This is a genomic window from Acidobacterium capsulatum ATCC 51196 (assembly GCF_000022565.1).
Classification (GTDB): domain Bacteria; phylum Acidobacteriota; class Terriglobia; order Terriglobales; family Acidobacteriaceae; genus Acidobacterium; species Acidobacterium capsulatum.
Map to the genome: position 1 here is coordinate 1,436,945 of NC_012483.1, position 16,699 is coordinate 1,453,643.

Consider the following 16,699-nt stretch of genomic DNA (forward strand, 5'->3'; position numbering starts at 1 on the left):
AACGGATCAAGCTCTCCAAAGCACCTTTCTGCGTCAGAATGCTTGATTTTCCTGTAATGAATCTCTCGCTCCTGAAACTAACCCAATAGAACGCCCCTTCAGGGGGAGCGTCCTATAAACGTCGGCATATTGTTGCAACATCTATATTCAGGCTTCTCTGCGCATACCTTATCCCCTTGGACGACGGAATACGCGATAGTGGAACCCAAAACTCACAAAGTCTACCGGAGGACTCCTATGAAACGTAAGTTATTGATGCTCATTGTTGTTGCCGCGACCACTCTTGCCTTCAGCGGAATGGCAGTGGCTCAAAGCTCTATCGTCAAAGTCGAAAGCCAACACAACTTCAATCAGACAATTTCCAAGCTCAAGTCCGCGACCAGCCAGAATGGCCTGATGGTGATGGGACATATCAACCAAGGGCATGTCCTTTCCATGACCGGCCTTCACATGAATGGCGAGGCCTTCCTTGTAGGCAACCCCAACGTCGGCAAGAAACTCTTCAGTGTCGATCACGCTGTTGGGCTCTTCATCCCCGCACGTATTTTTGTGTATCAGGGAAAGAACGGGCGCACGTACGTCAGTTATGACAGGCCGTCAGCGGAGTTGGATCAATTCAACAATCCCAAGATCAGTATGATGGCGAAGATGCTCGATAAGAAGCTCGATAGCATCGCACAATCCGCAACCCACTGATCGACAAGCGTCTGGCTGACGCACCTACAGCAGAAAGCGAGGAGAACATGAGAAAAGGTTGGCCAACTCTTATTCTTGCGGGCATATCGCTGGCGCTGGCGTCAGTCGGACCGCTCATCTTTCCTATTGCCGAGTCGGGCACAAGCAGTCTGAGCGCCCTGGCACTGCACTGGATGGTCCCGGCGATCGTGCTGCTTGCCATTATCGCCATCGCAACGCGCAAGCGCCTGCCCCTAATCAGCCACTCCATCTTCTGGGGAGCACTCGCTGGGATGGTCGCCACCGTTGGCCTCGAATGCATTCGCATCTCCGGCTTCCACCTTGGATACATGCCCGGCAGTATGCCCAAACTCATTGGCGTCCTGCTCCTTGATCAATTCATGACCGGCCCCACCGTCCTGTCCAACATTGCCGGCTGGGCTTATCATTTCTGGAATGGCGCGTGTTTCGGGATTGTCTATGTCCTCTTTCTCGGCACGCGTCGTCGCTGGCTGGCCATCCCGTACGCATTAGTCATCGGAACGATCTTTATGCTCAGCCCGGTAGTCCGCGCCATGGGCATCGGCTATTTCGGTCTTCAGTTTTCCGTGGGCTTCCTGATAGTCGTTTATCTTGCCCACCTGGTCTTCGGTTCCATACTCGGATGGCTGTCTCGGCGACTTCTTCAAGCCCAGCCCAGCGCGGTTTGGCAGGCTGCCCGTTTGATATTCAGAAAGACCAGCGACGAACAGCAGCCCTCGGAATATCCGCGAGCAACAAAATGAAGTCCCGCAATCGAAGCAGAAATGCCTTCGATTCCAGATCACCGCCCGAAAATGCCGTCCATAATCCGGGTCCGCGCCTGGACGACTTCCAAATCGGACACAGCTGTGCTCGCATCTTTCACGGCTTTCCCCATTCCTCGCAACTGCCACGCAAACTCTGAGCAATGCTTGCAGATTGCAAGATGGATACGTAACCGCAACTTCTCTGCAAAGCTGGCGTTCACCGCCTCATCGCTCGCTATTTGTCGGACTACTTCGGCGCAGCTAAGCATCCCTCATTCCTTTCTGAATCCCTTCCGCTCCAGACATTCCCGCAAATGGTGGCGAGCCCTAAAAAGAATCACACCAATGTTAGTGCTGCTCAAATCCATCTTCTTACAAATTTCTCGCGTGCTCATTTCTTCAACCTCCCGCAGGTAGAAAACGATCCTCTGAGTATCCGGCAATTTTCCAAGACAATCCCGAATCGACTTCCCGGCTTCCATCCCATAAATCTCCCGCTCAATGTCGGCAGGTGGCCGGCGCCATCGTCCTCTCTGATCAAACCGTGACTCCACCACTTCGTCGATCGGGTCATTCTTTTCGATCTTGATCACCTCCCGGAGATGCTCTTTCACCTTGTTGTAGAAAATGCTAAACAGATAAGTGCGGATATGTGCCCGCCCCTCAAAATTTGGCGCCGATTCAATGAGTCCAAGAAACGTGGATTGAGCGAGATCTTCGGCTGCTTCGAGGGAAAACCCCATACCGCGCGCAGCGCGCAAAAGCTGCGGCAGATAAGCGTCAACCACTGCTCGTACCGTATTGCGCTCGCGACTCTTCACGCATTCAAGGAATCCCGGCTCCGAAAAATTAAGATCCATTCATTTGTCATCAAGCTTCACAGCCCGATGATCCCACTCCTCTCTATACCAGCCCTTGCCTCTATACCAGCCCTTGCCGGGGTTCTTTAGGCTTTGATATTAGCCGTCCTTCTCAATTTCGGTCTAGACCTCGAATTCTCAAAGAAGTGTAATCACCTGACGCACAGTGCGACAAGCCATTTCACCAGCTTTGCTGAACAGCATCTCTTTACAATCTGCGCGGATCATGGCTTTCTGCCCGTTTGGCCGGTAAAGTCGATCCCCTCCTGCAGAGCAGGAAAGACAAGTTCTGGATCGCTTTGTTGAATATTGATTCCCATGCGGGCTTTAGCAGCAGCGCTCTGTTTGTCGCACTGAATCAGTAAGCCTTCGCTGATTCCTTGCTTTTGCCTCCAGGTAATCAATCAAGTCTGAATAGTGGTCTAACGCAGCCTTCGGCTGATTCAGTCTTACGACATTCGTTTCCGGGCGAACTATAGGCTTCGCTCGGCTCCTTCTGTCAATCCCGCTTGTGCAGCTCCGCGCGACGCAGACGTGCGCGCCGTGCTCGCTTCCGCGCCCCTTCGGGCTTCGGGGATGGACAGCGCCTCACTTCGCCTTTTTCGCAGCCATGAAACGAATGTCTTTTTTTGGCCCCATAGGGCCGAAAAGAGGCAAATCCACACTTGGAGCACATCATGGCAACCTCTACAGTCAACAGCACAGCCGCAACCGCCAACAATAGCGCAGCCCGCAGCCGCAACGAATCGCAGCGCAAGTATCGCAGTGATTCGCCCTACCAGCAGCGCACCACTCAGCGCGACAACCCCACGCAAATGCTCATCAAGCAGGCCGTGGACCACCTCATCCAGCAGCTTGAGGCAGGGAAAAGCGAATCCCTGACCGCGTACCTGAAGGCGATGGCACGGTTTCATAACTACAGTTTCGGCAATGTACTCTCCATTGCCCGCCAGAAACCCAACGCGACCCGCGTCGCAGGCATTCGCGCATGGAACGAACTGGGCCGGTTCGTGAAGAAAGGCGAGAAAGGCATCCAGATTCTCGCTCCCGTGGTGGGCCATCGGCGGAAGAAGACCGAACCCGAGCAGGACGCGGAAACAGAAAACAACGTTAAGCCTCAACCTGTGTTGATCGGCTTTCGCGCCGTGTATGTGTTTGACGTAAGCCAGACCGAAGGCGTGGCGCTGCCGGAGTTTGACCACAACATCAGCGGCGAAGTGGGCGGCCACCGCGACCGCCTGATGGATTTCCTCAACCAGCAGAACATCGCGCTGGAGTTCAACGAGAAGATCGCCCCAGCCCTTGGCGTGAGCTACGGCGGCAAGATCGCTCTTCTGCCCGGCCAGTCCAAGGCCGAGGAGTTCACCACGCTGGTGCATGAAACGGCGCACGAACTGTTACATAAAGCCGAGCGCCGCACCATGACTACCGCAACCGTCCGCGAGACGGAAGCCGAAGCCGTGGCCTTTATCGTGGGTCAGGCCATCGGGCTGGAGATCGGCAACAGCACCGCCGACTACATCCAGCTTTACCACGGCAACGCGGCGCTGTTGACCGAAAGCCTTGAAGTCATCCAGCGCACTTCCGCCGTGATTCTCGGCGCAATCCGGGAAGCGGCTCCGGCGACCGAAAGCGTGGCCGTCGCGGAGGTGGCCTGATGCGCACCGTGGCGCTCATCCTCATGGAGGCCGGGAATCTTCCGCCCGGCTTCCATATCCACATCGACAACCCACCGTGGATGCCGCTCGACATCGAGGATATCGGAGTTCCCGGCCCGCATGGTTTGGTTGCCATCTCTGTCGCGCACTACGGCCAGCAGAACGGCGACACGATGCGCGACCCGGAGATGCTGTTTGAGTTGCGCCGCGCCGGACAGGATATGGAACTGTTTCCGTACCACTGGCGCAACGACTATCTCGGCATCGAGCAGTATTCCAGCTTCCACGATGACGCGGGAAAGCTCTTTACGCTGCCAGCACTCAAACGGCGGCATGAGGAGTTTGCCTACATGTGGGACAACAACCTGCGCGCGCAAGGCTATTACGAAGCCTTCCAGCGCAGCCGCAGTCAATAGCCCGCTCAATCATGGGCGGGTGATTGCGCCCGCCCAAACCTTCCACTCGACAACCAGCAAAGGAGAAGATCGCAATGACAACCGCAACTCAGTCCGAATATCGCAACCTCCCCGTCATCAGCCTCACGGAATCGCCCACCAATCCCCGGCAGGTATTTGACGAGACGAGCCTCAACGAACTAGCCGAGTCCATCCGAGCGCAGGGCATTCTCTCACCGCTTGTCGTGCGGCCCAAGGGGCAGCACACCTATGAGATCGTAGCCGGAGCACGGCGTTACCGCGCGGCGCAGAGGGCCGGTCTTGAATACGTTCCCGTCCGCATCGCGGAATTGAGCGATGCCCAGGCAGTCGAAGTTAGCATCGTTGAAAACCTGCAACGCCGCGACGTTCACCCGCTGGACGAAGCGAACGGCTACGTCGCCTTGATGCGCCTTGACTACACCGTGGAACAGATCGCCGCGAAATGTGGCAAATCGCCCGCATACGTGACGGCGAGGACGCGCCTCGCGCAACTTGCGCCCGCCGTCGCCGAAGCCTTCGCCAAGGACGAGATCGGCGTAGGCCATGCCCTCTTGCTGGCAAAACTTCAACCCGATGAGCAACAGGAAGCACTCGCCGCCTGCTGGCAGCAGGGCTACACCAACGGCAGCAAGGCAAAGCGCATCCTGCTGCCTGTCCGCCATCTCCAGCAGTGGATTGAGCACAACATTCTGCTGGAGCTTGCCGCCGCGCCCTTCCCCAAGGACGACGCGCAGCTTGTGCCCGAGGCAGGTTCCTGCCTTGAATGCCCCAAACGCACCGGCCACAACACGCTGCTGTTTGCCGACATCGGAGCCAACCAGCCCGATGCGTGTAGCGACCCCAAATGCTATCAGGCCAAGGTAGATGCTTTCGTGAAACAGACCGTGGCGGCAAAGCCGAAGCTGGTACAGATCAGCACCGCTTATGGCAAGCCGAACGAAGACAGCCCGGCAATCCCGCGCAACAAGTACGTTGTCATCCGCCAGGACAAACCGCAGAAGAAGGAGCAGCGCGACTGGCCGGAGTACAAGACGTGCAAGTACACCGCCGAGGCCATCGTCACCGAGGGCAGCGAAAAGGGCGAAACGCGCAAGGTGTGCGCCAATCCCGGATGCCCCATTCACCACGGGAGAAAGCGCATGCAGACCGATGCCGCGCTCAAGGCCGAACAGGAGAAGCGCCGCCGCGAGGAAGCGATAGCCCAGACAACCGGACTCCGCGTTCTCAAAGCAGTCGGCGATGCCGTTCCCGTCCGGCTCATGAAACACGACCTGCTGTTTCTTGCCGTTCGCTTGACTTCGATGCTGGATGAGCGCAAGGCTGTCATCCTCATCCGGCAGCATGGCATCGCTAAGCCAAAACACGGCGAGCAGCCAGCGAAACTGCTGGCCGAGTTTCTGCCTAAAGCCGAAGAAGGCAAGCTGGGTCGCATCCTCATCGAGGCTGCCATCCTGCTTTCCATGCGCGGCCCGCAGGACACCGAGCGCATTCTCCGCGAAGCCGCGCAGTGCTACAAGGTGGACGCGGACACCATCGCCGCGAAGGTCAAACAGGAGTTCGCGGCCAAAGACAAAGGAAAGGCCGCGAAGAAAGCCACGGCCAAGCCTCAACCGAAAGCGGCGAAGAAGTCCGCCGCCGCTTAACCACAAACCCAACCGGGATACACAGCGGAGCCGGCAACAGCGGCTCCGCAATTTTTTGTCTCTGGCTGCCCGTCTTCCCACCCGGTTCTGATGCCCCGGACGTGTCCGAGGCGACATCCTCAGCCCACCCGACCGGCAGACACGCACATCTGAACAATATCCAATCGTTACCCGGCGGACTCAGAAACCCGGCATCGCCCACTTGGCCATAGACATTCACAAATTTGATCGCTTCACGCTTGACTCTATACCTACGTACTGGGTTTACCGTTGATTCATGGAAAGGTTGACCATCAGCCAAGTGGCGAAACGTTCAGGCGTCAACATTCAGACGATTCGATACTACGAACGCCAGGGGCTTCTCTCAGCCAGGTCTCGCACCGCAGCGGCATATCGTATCTTTTCAGTTGAGTCGGTGCAACGGATTCGTTTCATCAAACGAGCCCAAGAACTAGGCTTTTCCCTGAAAGAGATCAAGGAACTGCTCTCGTTACGTATGGACACTCACACGACACAAGCCGACATTCGCAAGCAAGCACAGACGAAGATTGCCGACGTCGAACGAAAGATTCTGCATCTCGAAGCTATCCGCGCAAGCCTATTGCGAATGGCGGAGAACTGCTCCGGCTGCGGCTCTTTAAAGGATTGCCCCATCCTCGAAAGCCTGGATAAAGAGGATCCCGAATGACAAACGGCGACTGGAAGCAAAACCTGCTGATCGCGCCTGGAATCGGGCTATCACCTTTGTTGTGGATCGTCTGTTCAGCCTACTGGCCTGCCTACGCGCCGCTACTGGCTACGCTCGGACTTGGGCTTCTGGTTTCGAATCAGGCGTATTGATATTTCGCGCCCGCACGCAGCGTATTGACGGACCCCGGGTGCTTGGAATCGCAGCCGCCTGTCTGATCCTGTTCGGCAAATTCGAACTCGATTCAAGCCCGGCATTCTATTCCGGATCAGCGCTGCTCATCCTGGCCTCTGTATGGAACAGTTGTCCTTTCGCCATGCGCTGTGACTGCGCCCTGCGAGCAAATTCATTTCCGGCTTTGGGGGCGCGCAGCGAAGACAACTTATAACTCCCGGAGGATTCAAATGCCCAACAGCAAAAGGAAGGTGGAAGTCTTCAGCGCCGGTTGCGACGTATGCGATGAAACGATTGCTCTGGTGCAGAAGCTGACTTGCGTATCATGCGATGTTGTGGTCTACGACATACACAAGCCGGAAGCTGCAGCAAAAGCCGCGCACTATGGCGTGCACGCTGTTGTCGTAAATGGCAATCTCGCAGAGTGCTGTGCCGGCACATGACCCAATGAAAGCGCCTTGCGCACCACTGAAATCGGCGTTCCGCGATGAGTCTTGCGATTCCGAAAGCCGGAGCGGGATTTCGTACAAAGAGGCATCGCTCTGGCGTTTCGGAGTTGGTTATCTTGAAAACCAGCTGTGATCAAGAAAATCGCGCACATCGCTCCAAGAGCGACAGCCCATTCTGAGACAGATACCCGGTACCCGTTCTGAAAGAGCATTCACAAGAAGCAATACGCTCCAAGAACGCACGAAAAACTCCGTATAATTTGGGCGCGGCCTACTGGGATTCCTTCCGCTTCAAATGGAGCGTCAGTAAATCCAGCGCACAATCCTACCTCTCATCTTCGACCAACGTTTCGATAATCGGACAGCTACCACGCTTGTGCTTACGCTCGCACCGGCGGACCATTTGCCGTAAGGCATTTTGGATGGAATCGAGGGCTGCGATCTTCTCTTCAACCAGATGCAGTTTGGCGAGAGCCAAATCATGCGCCACCCTGCAGGTCTGGGGACCATCGAGCTTCAGCAGGCCTGCAATGTCGTTCAGACTGAAGCCGAGCATTTGCGCTCGTTTGATGAAACGGACGCGCCTGACATCCTCCTTCGTGTATTCGCGAAATCCTAATATAGGACGCTCCGGTTCCTGCAGCAGCCCTGATCGCTGATAAAAGCGGATGGTTTCTACACCCACTCCGGCGGCCTCGGCCAATTTTCCGATGGTCATTCGTGGTTTCATGCTTGACTCCGTACCTATGTACGGAGAGTACTCTGAATTCAGAGAAAAGGAAAACAAGACACATGGCATCTGAAACCAAGACATCTGAGAAATCGAAATCCGGGATATTGGCGCTGGGAGGTCTGGCGGCAATTCTCGCCTCGACCTGCTGCCTGGGGCCGCTGGTGCTGATTTCCCTCGGCTTCGGCGGCGCTTGGATCGGAAATTTGACGGTTCTCGAACCCTATCGACCGCTATTCATTGCCGTCGCGTTAGTCGCGTTGTATTTCGCCTGGAGACGCATCTATCGTCCGGCGGAGAAATGCCTACCCGGCGAAGTGTGCGCGCTGCCGCAAACAAAACGGCTGTATCAGATTCTGTTCTGGGTCGTTGCGGGACTGGTGTTGATCGCTCTTGCGTTTCCTTACGTTGCACCATTCTTTTACTAAGGGAGGGAGTTTTGCCGATGCCTGACCACAATCAAGCAGCAACCGACCTGGCATGCAGCCGCTACGCCGTTCTTCTCTGGTGGCTCCCAGTCGCCGCTCTTGTCGTCGGAGCCAATTGGCCAAAGCTCGAATTGCTGCTCTGGTTTCCGGCTTTTTTGGTTATGGGTGCTGCGTGCCTTGCGAACGCCGCACGATGTGGGCGAATACACTGCTACGTCACAGGCCCGCTCTTTCTGATCGCATCGGCGTACGTTGCCTTGCACGGCTTTGATCTCGTACCAATGCAGACCAATTTCTTCATGGGGTCCATTGTCGCGGTCTTTCTTCTTGCCCGCCTCGCGGAAATCCCACTCGGCAAATACAAGAGGAGTGCCTGTGGGGATCAGCCCAAGGCCGTTCGCTAAGGTCTGGTGCATCTGACCGTAAAGACAGGAGTGGCATGAATAAGCAATTCGATCTCATTGCAATTGGAACTGGATCAGCGGCGTCGTCTGTGGCTTCGCGTTGTCGTGCCGCCGACTGGCAGGTTGCCGTAATTGATTCACGGCCGTTTGGGGGCACCTGTGCGCTGCGTGGCTGCGATCCGAAAAAGGTGCTGGTTGGGGCAGCGGAGCTGATCGACTGGGGCCGTCGCATGCAAGGCAAGGGAATCCAGGCCGGAGAACTGAAAATCAACTGGCGAGAGCTGATGCATTTCAAGCGAACCTTCACCGAGCCGGTCCCTAAACATCGGGAAGAAGGTTTCCGCAAGGCCGGCATCGAGGCGTTCCACGGTCGCGCCCGTTTCACTGGCCCTACATCCATTCAAGTTGGCGAAGATACGCTGGAGGCGCGCCACATCGTCATCGCTGCCGGGCAGAAGCCTGCCGATCTGAAGATACCCGGCTCTGAGCACCTCATCGACAGTGAACACTTTCTCGAACTCGATAGCCTTCCGTCACGAATTCTCTTCATCGGAGGGGGATACATCGCGTTTGAGTTTGCGCATGTTGCGCTGCGGGCTGGAGCGCAGGTCACCATAGTCCATCGAGACAGCCGTCCACTGCGTCAGTTCGATTCCAGCATGGTGGAACTTCTGGTTCAGCATACGCGCGCGTCAGGAGCGGACATCCAGCTTGAGACCGAGGCCGTCGCGGTTGAAAAGCAATCGGGAGGCTTGGCTGTGCGGGTCTCGACCTCAGGCCAGATGCGGACCTTGTACGCGGACATGGTCGTCCACGCCGCTGGGCGTGAGCCCGAGATCGACGACATGAATCTCGACGCGGGCGACGTTGCGTGGGACCGGCACGGCGTGAAGGTGAATGAATATCTGCAGAGTGTTTCCAATCCGGCGGTGTACGCCGCAGGCGATGCCGCCGCCAGCGGAGGGCCCCCGCTCACGCCCGTAGCTTCTTACGACGGCGTGTTGGTAGCAACAAATCTGCTCAAAGGAAATCATGCCAAGCCCGACTACAACGGAATCCCTTCCGCCGTGTTTACGATTCCACCGCTTGCGTCCGTCGGATTGACGGAAAGCGCAGCGCGGGAAAAGGGATTGAAGTTCACAGTGAAGACGGAATCAACCGGGAGCTGGTATTCCTCGCGAAGGGTTGGCGAATCGTCTTCTGGCTACAAGACGCTGGTGGAAGAGAGAACGGATCGCATCCTCGGCGCGCATCTTTTCGGCGGCGCCGCCGCAGAAGTCATCAATGTGTTTGCGCTCGCCATCCGGTCGGGAATTCCAGCCCGGGATCTGAAACATATGATCTTCAGTTATCCGACCCATGGGTCGGATGTGTCTTACATGCTCTAACCCACGATCATTTACCGTGGATCAAATCCCAGGAGGAAAAGATGAAAAACCTTTCCAGGCTGTTTGTCGTAGCACTGCTGGCCGCACCCATTTCGGCCTTCGCGGCTACTCGCACCGTCACGCTCAACGTACCCGGCATGACCTGCCCGGTTTGCCCAATCACCGTGCGGAAGGCGCTGCGAGATGTTCCGGGAGTCGAGAAAGTGGACGTACGCTACGCGAAGAAAGAGGCAATTGTCACCTATGACAATGCCAGGACCGACGTCGCGGCCCTGACCAAGGCGACTGCAGATGCCGGATATCCGTCGAAACCGGAAGGAAGATCAAAGTAATGTCGACATCATGCTGCCAGACTCGGGTTGGAGCTACACCTGAGACAGACACGTTCTGCTCCATTTCGCAGACGAAGCCCCACAAGGTTGCCATCATTGGAAGCGGCGGAGCCGCCTTTGCCGCTGCGATTCGTCTGCAAGAAGGTGGCGCGGACGTGACCATGATCGAACGCGGCACAACCGGAGGCACCTGCGTCAACATTGGCTGCGTCCCTTCGAAGATTCTGATCAGCGCCGCCCATGTAGCGCATGTCCGCGCCACCAGTCCATTTGATGGCGGCATTTCTGCCATGACGCCCAATGTCAATCGGGCCGTGTTGCAGGCCCAGCAGCAGGCTCGGGTGGAAGAACTGCGCAAGGCGAAGTACGAGTCAATCATAGAGAACAGCGCAAATTTCCGCATGGTTCACGGGGAGGCTCGATTCAAGGACGACCGCACGTTGCTCGTGAAAGGATCTGATGGGCGGGAACACACGATCAGCTTTGACCAGGCATTGATTGCTACTGGAGCGTCGCCCGCCATTCCACCAGTCGCAGGGTTGAATAGTGCTCCGTACTGGACCTCGACCGAGGCCCTTGCCGCGCAGGAGTTGCCCGAATATTTGATTGTGTACGGCGGCTCCTATGTTGCGCTCGAGTTGTCGCAGGCCTTTTTGCGGCTTGGCAGCAGGGTCACCCTGATCGTGCGCTCCAGAATCCTTTCGCACAGCGATCCTGCGATTGGCGATGCAATCCAGCAAGTCCTGACCGACGAAGGCATGCGCATCGTCACTGGCAACGAGATCAAGCGAGTCCAACACGACGGCGGCCAGTTCACGGTGGAAGTCGGCGGTGAGCGCATCGTTGGCGATCGTCTGCTGATTGCGACAGGCCGAAAGCCTAATACGGCCTGCCTTGATCTCAAACATGGTGGCGTGCTGACCAACGTGGACGGCGCAATCCTCGCGGATGAGTTTCTGCGCACTTCCAACCCGAATATCTACGCGGCGGGCGACTGCACCACTAACCCGGAGTATGTGTATGTGGCCGCAGCGGCTGGAACACGCGCCGCCGTGAATATGCTCGGCGGCAGCGAGCCGCTGGATTTATCGGTGGTTCCCGGCGTCGTATTCACAGACCCCCAGATTTCAACGGTCGGCTTGGATGAATCGGCTGCGCGTGCAAAGGAATTTCGCGTGGACACCCGCACCCTCTCACTGGAGAATGTTCCCAGAGCGCTCGCCAACTTCGATACGCGCGGGTTCATCAAGGTGGTCGCCGATGCTGAGACCGCCAGGCTGTTGGGAGTGCAAGTCGTGGCCTCGCAGGCGGGTGAACTCATCCAGACAGCAGCGCTTGCCATTCGAGTGCAAATGACCGTCCATGATCTTGCAAATCAGCTTTTCCCATATCTAACCATGGTGGAAGGACTCAAATTGGCCGCCCAGACCTTCACCAAAGATGTGACTCAGCTTTCCTGCTGCGCAGGATAAGTTAAATAATTGAAAACAGATGCAATCATAGTTTCACATCTGAAGATTGCATTGTTGCGGCAAGCACTGCGGTGCCGCTCCGAGCTTATTGTCTCTTCCGTTGAGAGCTCCCCCTGCGCATATCTACACAATCTTTACGGGGATACCGCGTCAGTCGGCGTTTGCTCAATGGTCGCCGCGCTGATACTGGCCGACCTGAGCTGCCGTCTTGGTTTAGTCCAGCCATAACCCCAAAGTTGCGTGCTAAAAAGTTGTGAAAAGCGAGTCTTTTGGACATGGAATGAATCATGTTAAAGATTGAGACCTTTGTTGACGATGCAGGAGTTTTAAGGTCATGAACAATGAAGATGCCTTGGATGAGAATGACTCTAACCCGGTTCATCTCCACATTTGCACCCACTGCGGTCATCCGCGAAAGCGAGAAGAGGTTGGAGACAGGGAGATCAGTTCAGGGATCGTGCATTGCCCAAAATGCGGCACCGATGGTCCTCTGAACATTGAAATTAGGGATTTTCCAGCCTGAAGCAATTCGATGAAGCGCCCGCCCACCCCGTCAAGCGCTGAGAGGCAATCGCGGCTGCGTCGGCCTACGCAGGCTCTCCAGCTTGCGCGCTGTCGCCTTCACGAACTCTCTTACCAGCCGGGATTTTGTGTCTGCGCGGGCGGCGAGATGGGTGACGAGCTTTAGGTTTTTTTCTGCGAGCGGGCGCATGGTAATGCCGTCCCGCGCGATACGCCATGCACCTGTCCGAGTGAGAAATGCGAGTCCACCGCATTCCAGGATCAGAGGAACAGCCTCTACAGCTCCGGTGACATGGTGCAAGTCGGAAGGGGCAACGCCAGCCTTTTTCGCTTCGCTCATGATCGCGTCGTACATGTAGGGGCTAACTTGCCGTGAAAACATGACCCAGGTGCGGCTTTGCAATTCGGCAAGCCGCACCTCGCGGTTCGCAGCCAGCGGGTCACGGGATAACATCGCGATGTAAAACGGATGCTCGGCCAGCTTGAGGCAAGTGAGATTGCGTATTTCGGGAACTCCTGTGGTCAGCCCAAGATCAAGCGTTCCGCCGACCACATCGCGAGCCACTTCATGGGAGTAACTGCTTGACCAGTTGATTCGAATCCCCGGATAAAGCGGCAAGTGAACAGAGCGAATGACGGAGGCCAGCCATGGATCGGCGTATGCTGATCGCCCGATGTTGAGAACATTTTCTGCTCCCCGTGGCACGGCCCTGGCGGCTGTCACGGCGTCTTCAATATGGGCGACCCCCTTGCGCGCGTGCTCGACAAACTTTGCGCCGGCGTCTGTGAGTTCGACCATTTGGTGATTTCGCTCGAAGAGGCGAACGTCAAGCAGGCCCTCCAATTCGAGAATTCGCTTCGTAAGTGTGGACTGATCCACTCTCAGCCTCACGGCGGCTCTGGAGAAGTGAAGTTCCTCGGCCAGGACAATGCTTGACTGCACCAACCGCATTTCTGGAAGAAGCATGGCTGCCCTCCGACGGAGAACGCAAGGCAGCAACAGTGAACGGAAGAAATGAAGAAGGGATCCCACCACCGGGTGCGTGCAGGGATCATATCGATCAGCTAATCATTCTATTTGATGCGTTCCTGCCCTATGACGGTTGCTGGAATAAACCCGTTATGCATGGCAGGAATAACGGTCTCCCTACTTTTCATTAGACAGATTCTGCGGTTCCGAGTGAATCTCCAAACATCAGCATCCGTTGATTGAGGTCTTGAGATGAGGAAGCTCGAAAGCCGGGAGAAGGAAAACGGAAACAAGTCGCTTCGGCTGATTCCATTTGAAGGTCGCAGCCGCCCAACGGCGCGGATAAACTTAGGGGATGACGCCGATGCGTCTCACTCTGTCGCGCTGGAGCGGCATTTCACCGTGCCGGAAGTTGCCCGGCAATGGGGGATGAGCGAAAAGTCCGTCCGGCAGTTTTTCGTTAATGAACCCGGCGTGCTTAAATGGGGATCACCGGAAACCAGGAAGAAGCGCGGCTACTGCAACCTACGCATTCCGGAGAGTGTCTTGATTCGAGTACACCAGCGCCGGGCCGGATGAACTTGCCGCACGAGCTTTCTTCGGGGATTTCGGCGGTTTTGGTTCCATTTCCTGCCACGCCTGCCGGACACTCGCCGCAAGTTGTTCCTGTCGCGCCTTCACGAAGGGCGCGTAGTGCTTCTCGGTAATCTTTACGCTCTTGTGTCCCAGCAGAATCGAGACCTGATCAATCGGTACTCCAGCCAACAGCATTTCGACAGCGAAGGTGTCGCGAAACATATGGGGAAAGCAGCGCTTTCGCCCTCCGTCCGGCTTCTCCAACCCTGCGACCTCAAACAACCTGCGAAAGGCGCGCTGCCAATCTGCCACCGCCGACTTTGGGTCGCCATTCCCACTCCAGAAGAAGTAGCGCGGGTTCGGCTTAGGGCCGGGAGGAACATTGCGAAGATCCTCGGCAACTTTATGCGGAAGCGGAACGTAGACGGGCACGCCAGTCTTTGCCTGATAGAGTAAGAGGTCGTCATTCGACTGCAAGCGTTCCCTTTCGAGCGTCACGGCATCGCGAATGCGCAGACCGCTCCAACGCAACAACTGCACCAATGCACGGATGCGCTGTCCGCGCTTTTCCACGTCATAGCCGCGCTCCAGCCCGTCATCGAGCCGGTAGGTGCCATCAATGATCTCGTTGTATTCCTCGCGTGGAAAATAGTCGGTTGGCATCTGCTGTACAGTAATGCGCTTGAGATTAAGCGTCGGACTCTGTGTGATCCAGCCGGCGCGGATGCAGAACCAGAAGAACCCCGTAAGACGTTCCTGCTTTTTCTTCTTGGCCAGTCCACCATCTCTCCATGTCGCCCGAAACGATTGAACGGCACGCAAATCCAGTTCGCGCAGCAGGGTGTAGCCCTCTGACTTTGTCCAGGCAAGAAACTGCTTTCGGAAGATCGTCTCCAGTTTGCTGAGTGTGGACTCTGCCAAATTGCGCGCCCGTGCGTCAGCCAGGTATTCATCAACCGCCTGCTTAATAGTGACGGGCTCTTCTTTCTTTGCAGGCGCGGCCTTTGGGTCGTCGGCGCTCTCAATCTCGTGGGCAAGATTCTGAGCGCGTTCCCAGCTGGCGGTCTGGAGGCTGCGACGGATGTAGGTTCCATTGACCGTTCCTTCGACCCACATGGGGCAGGAACAGCGCTTCCAGTAGCGGTCATCGGTCTTGGAGCAGCGCTTCAAATGGCGACGATAGAGCGTAAGCATAATGGAGCTATCGTACGCGTATCGTACATGGAAAATCTATAAATTTATAAGTTGCTCAATATAAATAAGTTAATGCTGGTGGAGGCGGCGGGAGTCGAACCCGCGTCCGAAATTGGTGTCAGAAAAGAGACTCCATGCTCAGTCGCATTCCTTTAGGTTTCGCACTCTGCGCTTAGAAGCGACAAGATACGCAGAATGCTAGTCCGTGGATCTCATCCCCGCGGCCCAGACCCAGCCGAAGGAACCAGCCTGCTGTATGACGTCCTGCCTCGGCCCACAGGCGAAGCCTCAGAGGACGGCAACTTATTTAATTAAGCTGCGAGTGCCAGATTGTTGTTGGCAAGTATTGTTTTGCGAGCGATTACGGGTGCCCACCCCCCGGCATGCCTCTTTGCCGCAGTCAATCCCGTCGAAACCGTGACGCCCCCCTTGCTTGCAGGGTTTGGATCTCAAGCAACTATTTCTATTCTACCGCTGATTCGGGATTTATCCGGCACGATCGGGCACCGGTACGAAATTCAGGCGCGAAGAGTTGCTCTTAACCAGTAAGAGGAGCTGTCCTCAAGGTGAAGCAACCGCGCGGTAGGCTTTGACCGCTCCTGGGCCGCCCACTGGCCAGCTATGAATAGAATGAAAAGTGGCCGGGCAAAAAAAGACGGCACGAACGGTATGTTGTTCGTGCCGGGAGGCCAGTGACGCAACTTATAAACTTTTGACATCCTGGAGAGCACTTGCTCCATCCATAGATGTTGAGATGGGAACTGCCCCTTGGGCGTTGCTGCGATCACCGGAAAAACCAAGCCGGCATTTGCAGTGGATGTGTTCCCCATCCCGGTACTCCTTGAATATACGACGAACTGGATATAAACACAAGCCCAACTACAAAAAATAAAATCAGATTATGGACTCTCATTCAAATCAACAACTTAATGGCGACTCTTCCCTACCAAAGACGGAAGACGCCTCCATAAAACAGGGAAATTCGCGACTTCCGCGGGTGAGCACCGGCGTTTTGCTGGGCGGCAGCGCGCTGATTGGCTGCTTTGCGGTGGCGCTCTGGAACCGGAAGGCGCTGCTGTCGATGGTGCGAGGCCGAGGGGCACAGCCGGAGCCTGCCGCCGCGGAGCAGCCGGTTGATCCGGACGCGATCTATTAGCCGGACGCGATCCAGTTCGATAGACGGCCCCGAGATGAGGAAGTGCTCCAGGGATCAGGCTCTTCGGGAAGGGATGGCCTTCGGAAGGAAAAAGTGAATGCTAATTCGCATTCGTAAATATTCTTTATTCGCGTCTGCCTCAAATCCGCAAATGA

The 16,699-nt window shown here is 56.3% G+C and carries 18 protein-coding genes and 1 other RNA gene; 13 read left to right on the forward strand and 6 right to left on the reverse strand.

Annotated elements, in window-relative coordinates; all coding sequences use genetic code 11:
• Nucleotides 1-237: 237 nt before the first annotated feature.
• The gene (locus ACP_RS05815; protein ID WP_015896367.1) at nucleotides 238-696 is read left to right on the forward strand and encodes a DUF302 domain-containing protein; all 459 of its coding nucleotides are present in this window, start codon (nucleotides 238-240) and stop codon (nucleotides 694-696) included.
• Nucleotides 697-743: 47 nt separating this feature from the next.
• A complete protein-coding gene (locus ACP_RS05820; protein WP_015896368.1) occupies nucleotides 744-1,460 on the forward strand; it encodes a hypothetical protein in 717 nt (238 codons plus the stop codon).
• A gap of 275 nt (nucleotides 1,461-1,735) precedes the next feature.
• Here ACP_RS05820 and ACP_RS05830 read toward each other — a convergent pair whose 3' ends face one another.
• Nucleotides 1,736-2,323 carry a sigma-70 family RNA polymerase sigma factor gene (locus ACP_RS05830; protein ID WP_015896369.1) on the reverse strand — a complete coding sequence of 196 codons (588 nt, stop codon included), beginning with the start codon at nucleotides 2,321-2,323 and terminating at the stop codon, nucleotides 1,736-1,738.
• A 677-nt stretch (nucleotides 2,324-3,000) separates the two neighbouring features.
• Here ACP_RS05830 and ACP_RS05840 point away from each other — a divergent pair.
• The 5 genes from ACP_RS05840 (at nucleotide 3,001) to ACP_RS05860 (ending at nucleotide 7,366) form a co-directional block, all read left to right on the forward strand.
• Nucleotides 3,001-3,981 carry an ArdC family protein gene (locus ACP_RS05840; RefSeq protein WP_015896371.1) on the forward strand — a complete coding sequence of 327 codons (981 nt, stop codon included), beginning with the start codon at nucleotides 3,001-3,003 and terminating at the stop codon, nucleotides 3,979-3,981.
• Complete coding sequence (locus ACP_RS05845; protein ID WP_015896372.1) at nucleotides 3,981-4,397, forward strand: DUF6908 domain-containing protein; 417 nt, start codon at nucleotides 3,981-3,983, stop codon at nucleotides 4,395-4,397. Before ACP_RS05840 ends, ACP_RS05845 begins: the two co-directional genes overlap by 1 nt.
• A gap of 74 nt (nucleotides 4,398-4,471) precedes the next feature.
• Entirely contained in the window at nucleotides 4,472-6,061 is a 1,590-nt protein-coding gene (locus tag ACP_RS05850) for a ParB/RepB/Spo0J family partition protein (RefSeq protein WP_015896373.1), read from the forward strand.
• A gap of 277 nt (nucleotides 6,062-6,338) precedes the next feature.
• Nucleotides 6,339-6,749: a MerR family transcriptional regulator gene (locus ACP_RS05855; RefSeq protein ID WP_015896374.1), complete on the forward strand. Its 411-nt coding sequence runs from the start codon at nucleotides 6,339-6,341 to the stop codon at nucleotides 6,747-6,749.
• A 404-nt stretch (nucleotides 6,750-7,153) separates the two neighbouring features.
• Nucleotides 7,154-7,366 carry a hypothetical protein gene (locus tag ACP_RS05860; protein ID WP_015896376.1) on the forward strand — a complete coding sequence of 71 codons (213 nt, stop codon included), beginning with the start codon at nucleotides 7,154-7,156 and terminating at the stop codon, nucleotides 7,364-7,366.
• A 331-nt stretch (nucleotides 7,367-7,697) separates the two neighbouring features.
• On the opposite strand, the gene ACP_RS05865 is transcribed toward ACP_RS05860, so the two are convergent.
• Nucleotides 7,698-8,102 (reverse strand): MerR family transcriptional regulator, encoded by a 405-nt coding sequence (locus tag ACP_RS05865; protein ID WP_041839333.1) that lies wholly within the window; start codon nucleotides 8,100-8,102, stop codon nucleotides 7,698-7,700.
• A gap of 62 nt (nucleotides 8,103-8,164) precedes the next feature.
• Here ACP_RS05865 and merT point away from each other — a divergent pair, with 62 nt between their 5' ends.
• A complete protein-coding gene (gene merT, locus ACP_RS05870) occupies nucleotides 8,165-8,530 on the forward strand; it encodes a mercuric ion transporter MerT (protein ID WP_041839334.1) in 366 nt (121 codons plus the stop codon).
• Here the strand turns inward: merT and ACP_RS18275 are convergent.
• Nucleotides 8,527-8,946: a hypothetical protein gene (locus tag ACP_RS18275; protein WP_015896377.1), complete on the reverse strand. Its 420-nt coding sequence runs from the start codon at nucleotides 8,944-8,946 to the stop codon at nucleotides 8,527-8,529. The genes merT and ACP_RS18275 overlap by 4 nt on opposite strands.
• A gap of 23 nt (nucleotides 8,947-8,969) precedes the next feature.
• On the opposite strand from ACP_RS18275, the gene ACP_RS05880 reads away from it, so the two are divergent.
• The 3 genes from ACP_RS05880 to merA are packed head-to-tail and all read left to right on the forward strand — an operon-like array spanning nucleotide 8,970 to nucleotide 12,126.
• Nucleotides 8,970-10,322 (forward strand): dihydrolipoyl dehydrogenase family protein, encoded by a 1,353-nt coding sequence (locus tag ACP_RS05880; RefSeq protein ID WP_015896378.1) that lies wholly within the window; start codon nucleotides 8,970-8,972, stop codon nucleotides 10,320-10,322.
• Between the two features lie 41 nt (nucleotides 10,323-10,363).
• Nucleotides 10,364-10,654, forward strand: a complete 291-nt coding sequence (gene merP / locus ACP_RS05885; RefSeq protein WP_015896379.1) for a mercury resistance system periplasmic binding protein MerP — start codon at nucleotides 10,364-10,366, stop codon at nucleotides 10,652-10,654.
• Complete coding sequence (merA, locus tag ACP_RS05890; RefSeq protein ID WP_052294703.1) at nucleotides 10,654-12,126, forward strand: mercury(II) reductase; 1,473 nt, start codon at nucleotides 10,654-10,656, stop codon at nucleotides 12,124-12,126. The genes merP and merA overlap by 1 nt, the downstream gene beginning before the upstream one ends.
• 553 nt (nucleotides 12,127-12,679) lie before the next feature.
• On the opposite strand, the gene ACP_RS05895 is transcribed toward merA, so the two are convergent.
• A complete protein-coding gene (locus ACP_RS05895; protein WP_015896380.1) occupies nucleotides 12,680-13,615 on the reverse strand; it encodes a LysR family transcriptional regulator in 936 nt (311 codons plus the stop codon).
• Nucleotides 13,616-13,870: 255 nt separating this feature from the next.
• On the opposite strand from ACP_RS05895, the gene ACP_RS18060 reads away from it, so the two are divergent.
• Nucleotides 13,871-14,197 carry a hypothetical protein gene (locus tag ACP_RS18060; protein WP_148215053.1) on the forward strand — a complete coding sequence of 109 codons (327 nt, stop codon included), beginning with the start codon at nucleotides 13,871-13,873 and terminating at the stop codon, nucleotides 14,195-14,197.
• On the opposite strand, the gene ACP_RS17230 is transcribed toward ACP_RS18060, so the two are convergent.
• Nucleotides 14,144-15,388 carry a tyrosine-type recombinase/integrase gene (locus ACP_RS17230; RefSeq protein WP_015896381.1) on the reverse strand — a complete coding sequence of 415 codons (1,245 nt, stop codon included), beginning with the start codon at nucleotides 15,386-15,388 and terminating at the stop codon, nucleotides 14,144-14,146. The genes ACP_RS18060 and ACP_RS17230 overlap by 54 nt on opposite strands.
• A 76-nt stretch (nucleotides 15,389-15,464) precedes the next feature.
• Nucleotides 15,465-15,816, reverse strand: a transfer-messenger RNA (tmRNA) gene (gene ssrA, locus ACP_RS17675).
• A 569-nt stretch (nucleotides 15,817-16,385) separates the two neighbouring features.
• Between ssrA and ACP_RS18280 the strand changes: the two genes are divergently transcribed.
• Nucleotides 16,386-16,544 (forward strand): hypothetical protein, encoded by a 159-nt coding sequence (locus tag ACP_RS18280; protein WP_169305933.1) that lies wholly within the window; start codon nucleotides 16,386-16,388, stop codon nucleotides 16,542-16,544.
• Nucleotides 16,545-16,699: the final 155 nt, after the last annotated feature.

Bases quoted from the DNA above. Each gene is read 5' to 3' on its own strand.
- ACP_RS05815 (WP_015896367.1), top strand. From the start codon at position 238: ATGAAACGTAAGTTATTGATGCTCATTGTTGTTGCCGCGACCACTCTT.
- ACP_RS05820 (WP_015896368.1), top strand. From the start codon at position 744: ATGAGAAAAGGTTGGCCAACTCTTATTCTTGCGGGCATATCGCTGGCG.
- ACP_RS05830 (WP_015896369.1), bottom strand. From the start codon at position 2,323: ATGGATCTTAATTTTTCGGAGCCGGGATTCCTTGAATGCGTGAAGAGT.
- ACP_RS05840 (WP_015896371.1), top strand. From the start codon at position 3,001: ATGGCAACCTCTACAGTCAACAGCACAGCCGCAACCGCCAACAATAGC.
- ACP_RS05845 (WP_015896372.1), top strand. From the start codon at position 3,981: ATGCGCACCGTGGCGCTCATCCTCATGGAGGCCGGGAATCTTCCGCCC.
- ACP_RS05850 (WP_015896373.1), top strand. From the start codon at position 4,472: ATGACAACCGCAACTCAGTCCGAATATCGCAACCTCCCCGTCATCAGC.
- ACP_RS05855 (WP_015896374.1), top strand. From the start codon at position 6,339: ATGGAAAGGTTGACCATCAGCCAAGTGGCGAAACGTTCAGGCGTCAAC.
- ACP_RS05860 (WP_015896376.1), top strand. From the start codon at position 7,154: ATGCCCAACAGCAAAAGGAAGGTGGAAGTCTTCAGCGCCGGTTGCGAC.
- ACP_RS05865 (WP_041839333.1), bottom strand. From the start codon at position 8,102: ATGAAACCACGAATGACCATCGGAAAATTGGCCGAGGCCGCCGGAGTG.
- merT (WP_041839334.1), top strand. From the start codon at position 8,165: ATGGCATCTGAAACCAAGACATCTGAGAAATCGAAATCCGGGATATTG.
- ACP_RS18275 (WP_015896377.1), bottom strand. From the start codon at position 8,946: ATGCACCAGACCTTAGCGAACGGCCTTGGGCTGATCCCCACAGGCACT.
- ACP_RS05880 (WP_015896378.1), top strand. From the start codon at position 8,970: ATGAATAAGCAATTCGATCTCATTGCAATTGGAACTGGATCAGCGGCG.
- merP (WP_015896379.1), top strand. From the start codon at position 10,364: ATGAAAAACCTTTCCAGGCTGTTTGTCGTAGCACTGCTGGCCGCACCC.
- merA (WP_052294703.1), top strand. From the start codon at position 10,654: ATGTCGACATCATGCTGCCAGACTCGGGTTGGAGCTACACCTGAGACA.
- ACP_RS05895 (WP_015896380.1), bottom strand. From the start codon at position 13,615: ATGCTTCTTCCAGAAATGCGGTTGGTGCAGTCAAGCATTGTCCTGGCC.
- ACP_RS18060 (WP_148215053.1), top strand. From the start codon at position 13,871: ATGAGGAAGCTCGAAAGCCGGGAGAAGGAAAACGGAAACAAGTCGCTT.
- ACP_RS17230 (WP_015896381.1), bottom strand. From the start codon at position 15,388: ATGCTTACGCTCTATCGTCGCCATTTGAAGCGCTGCTCCAAGACCGAT.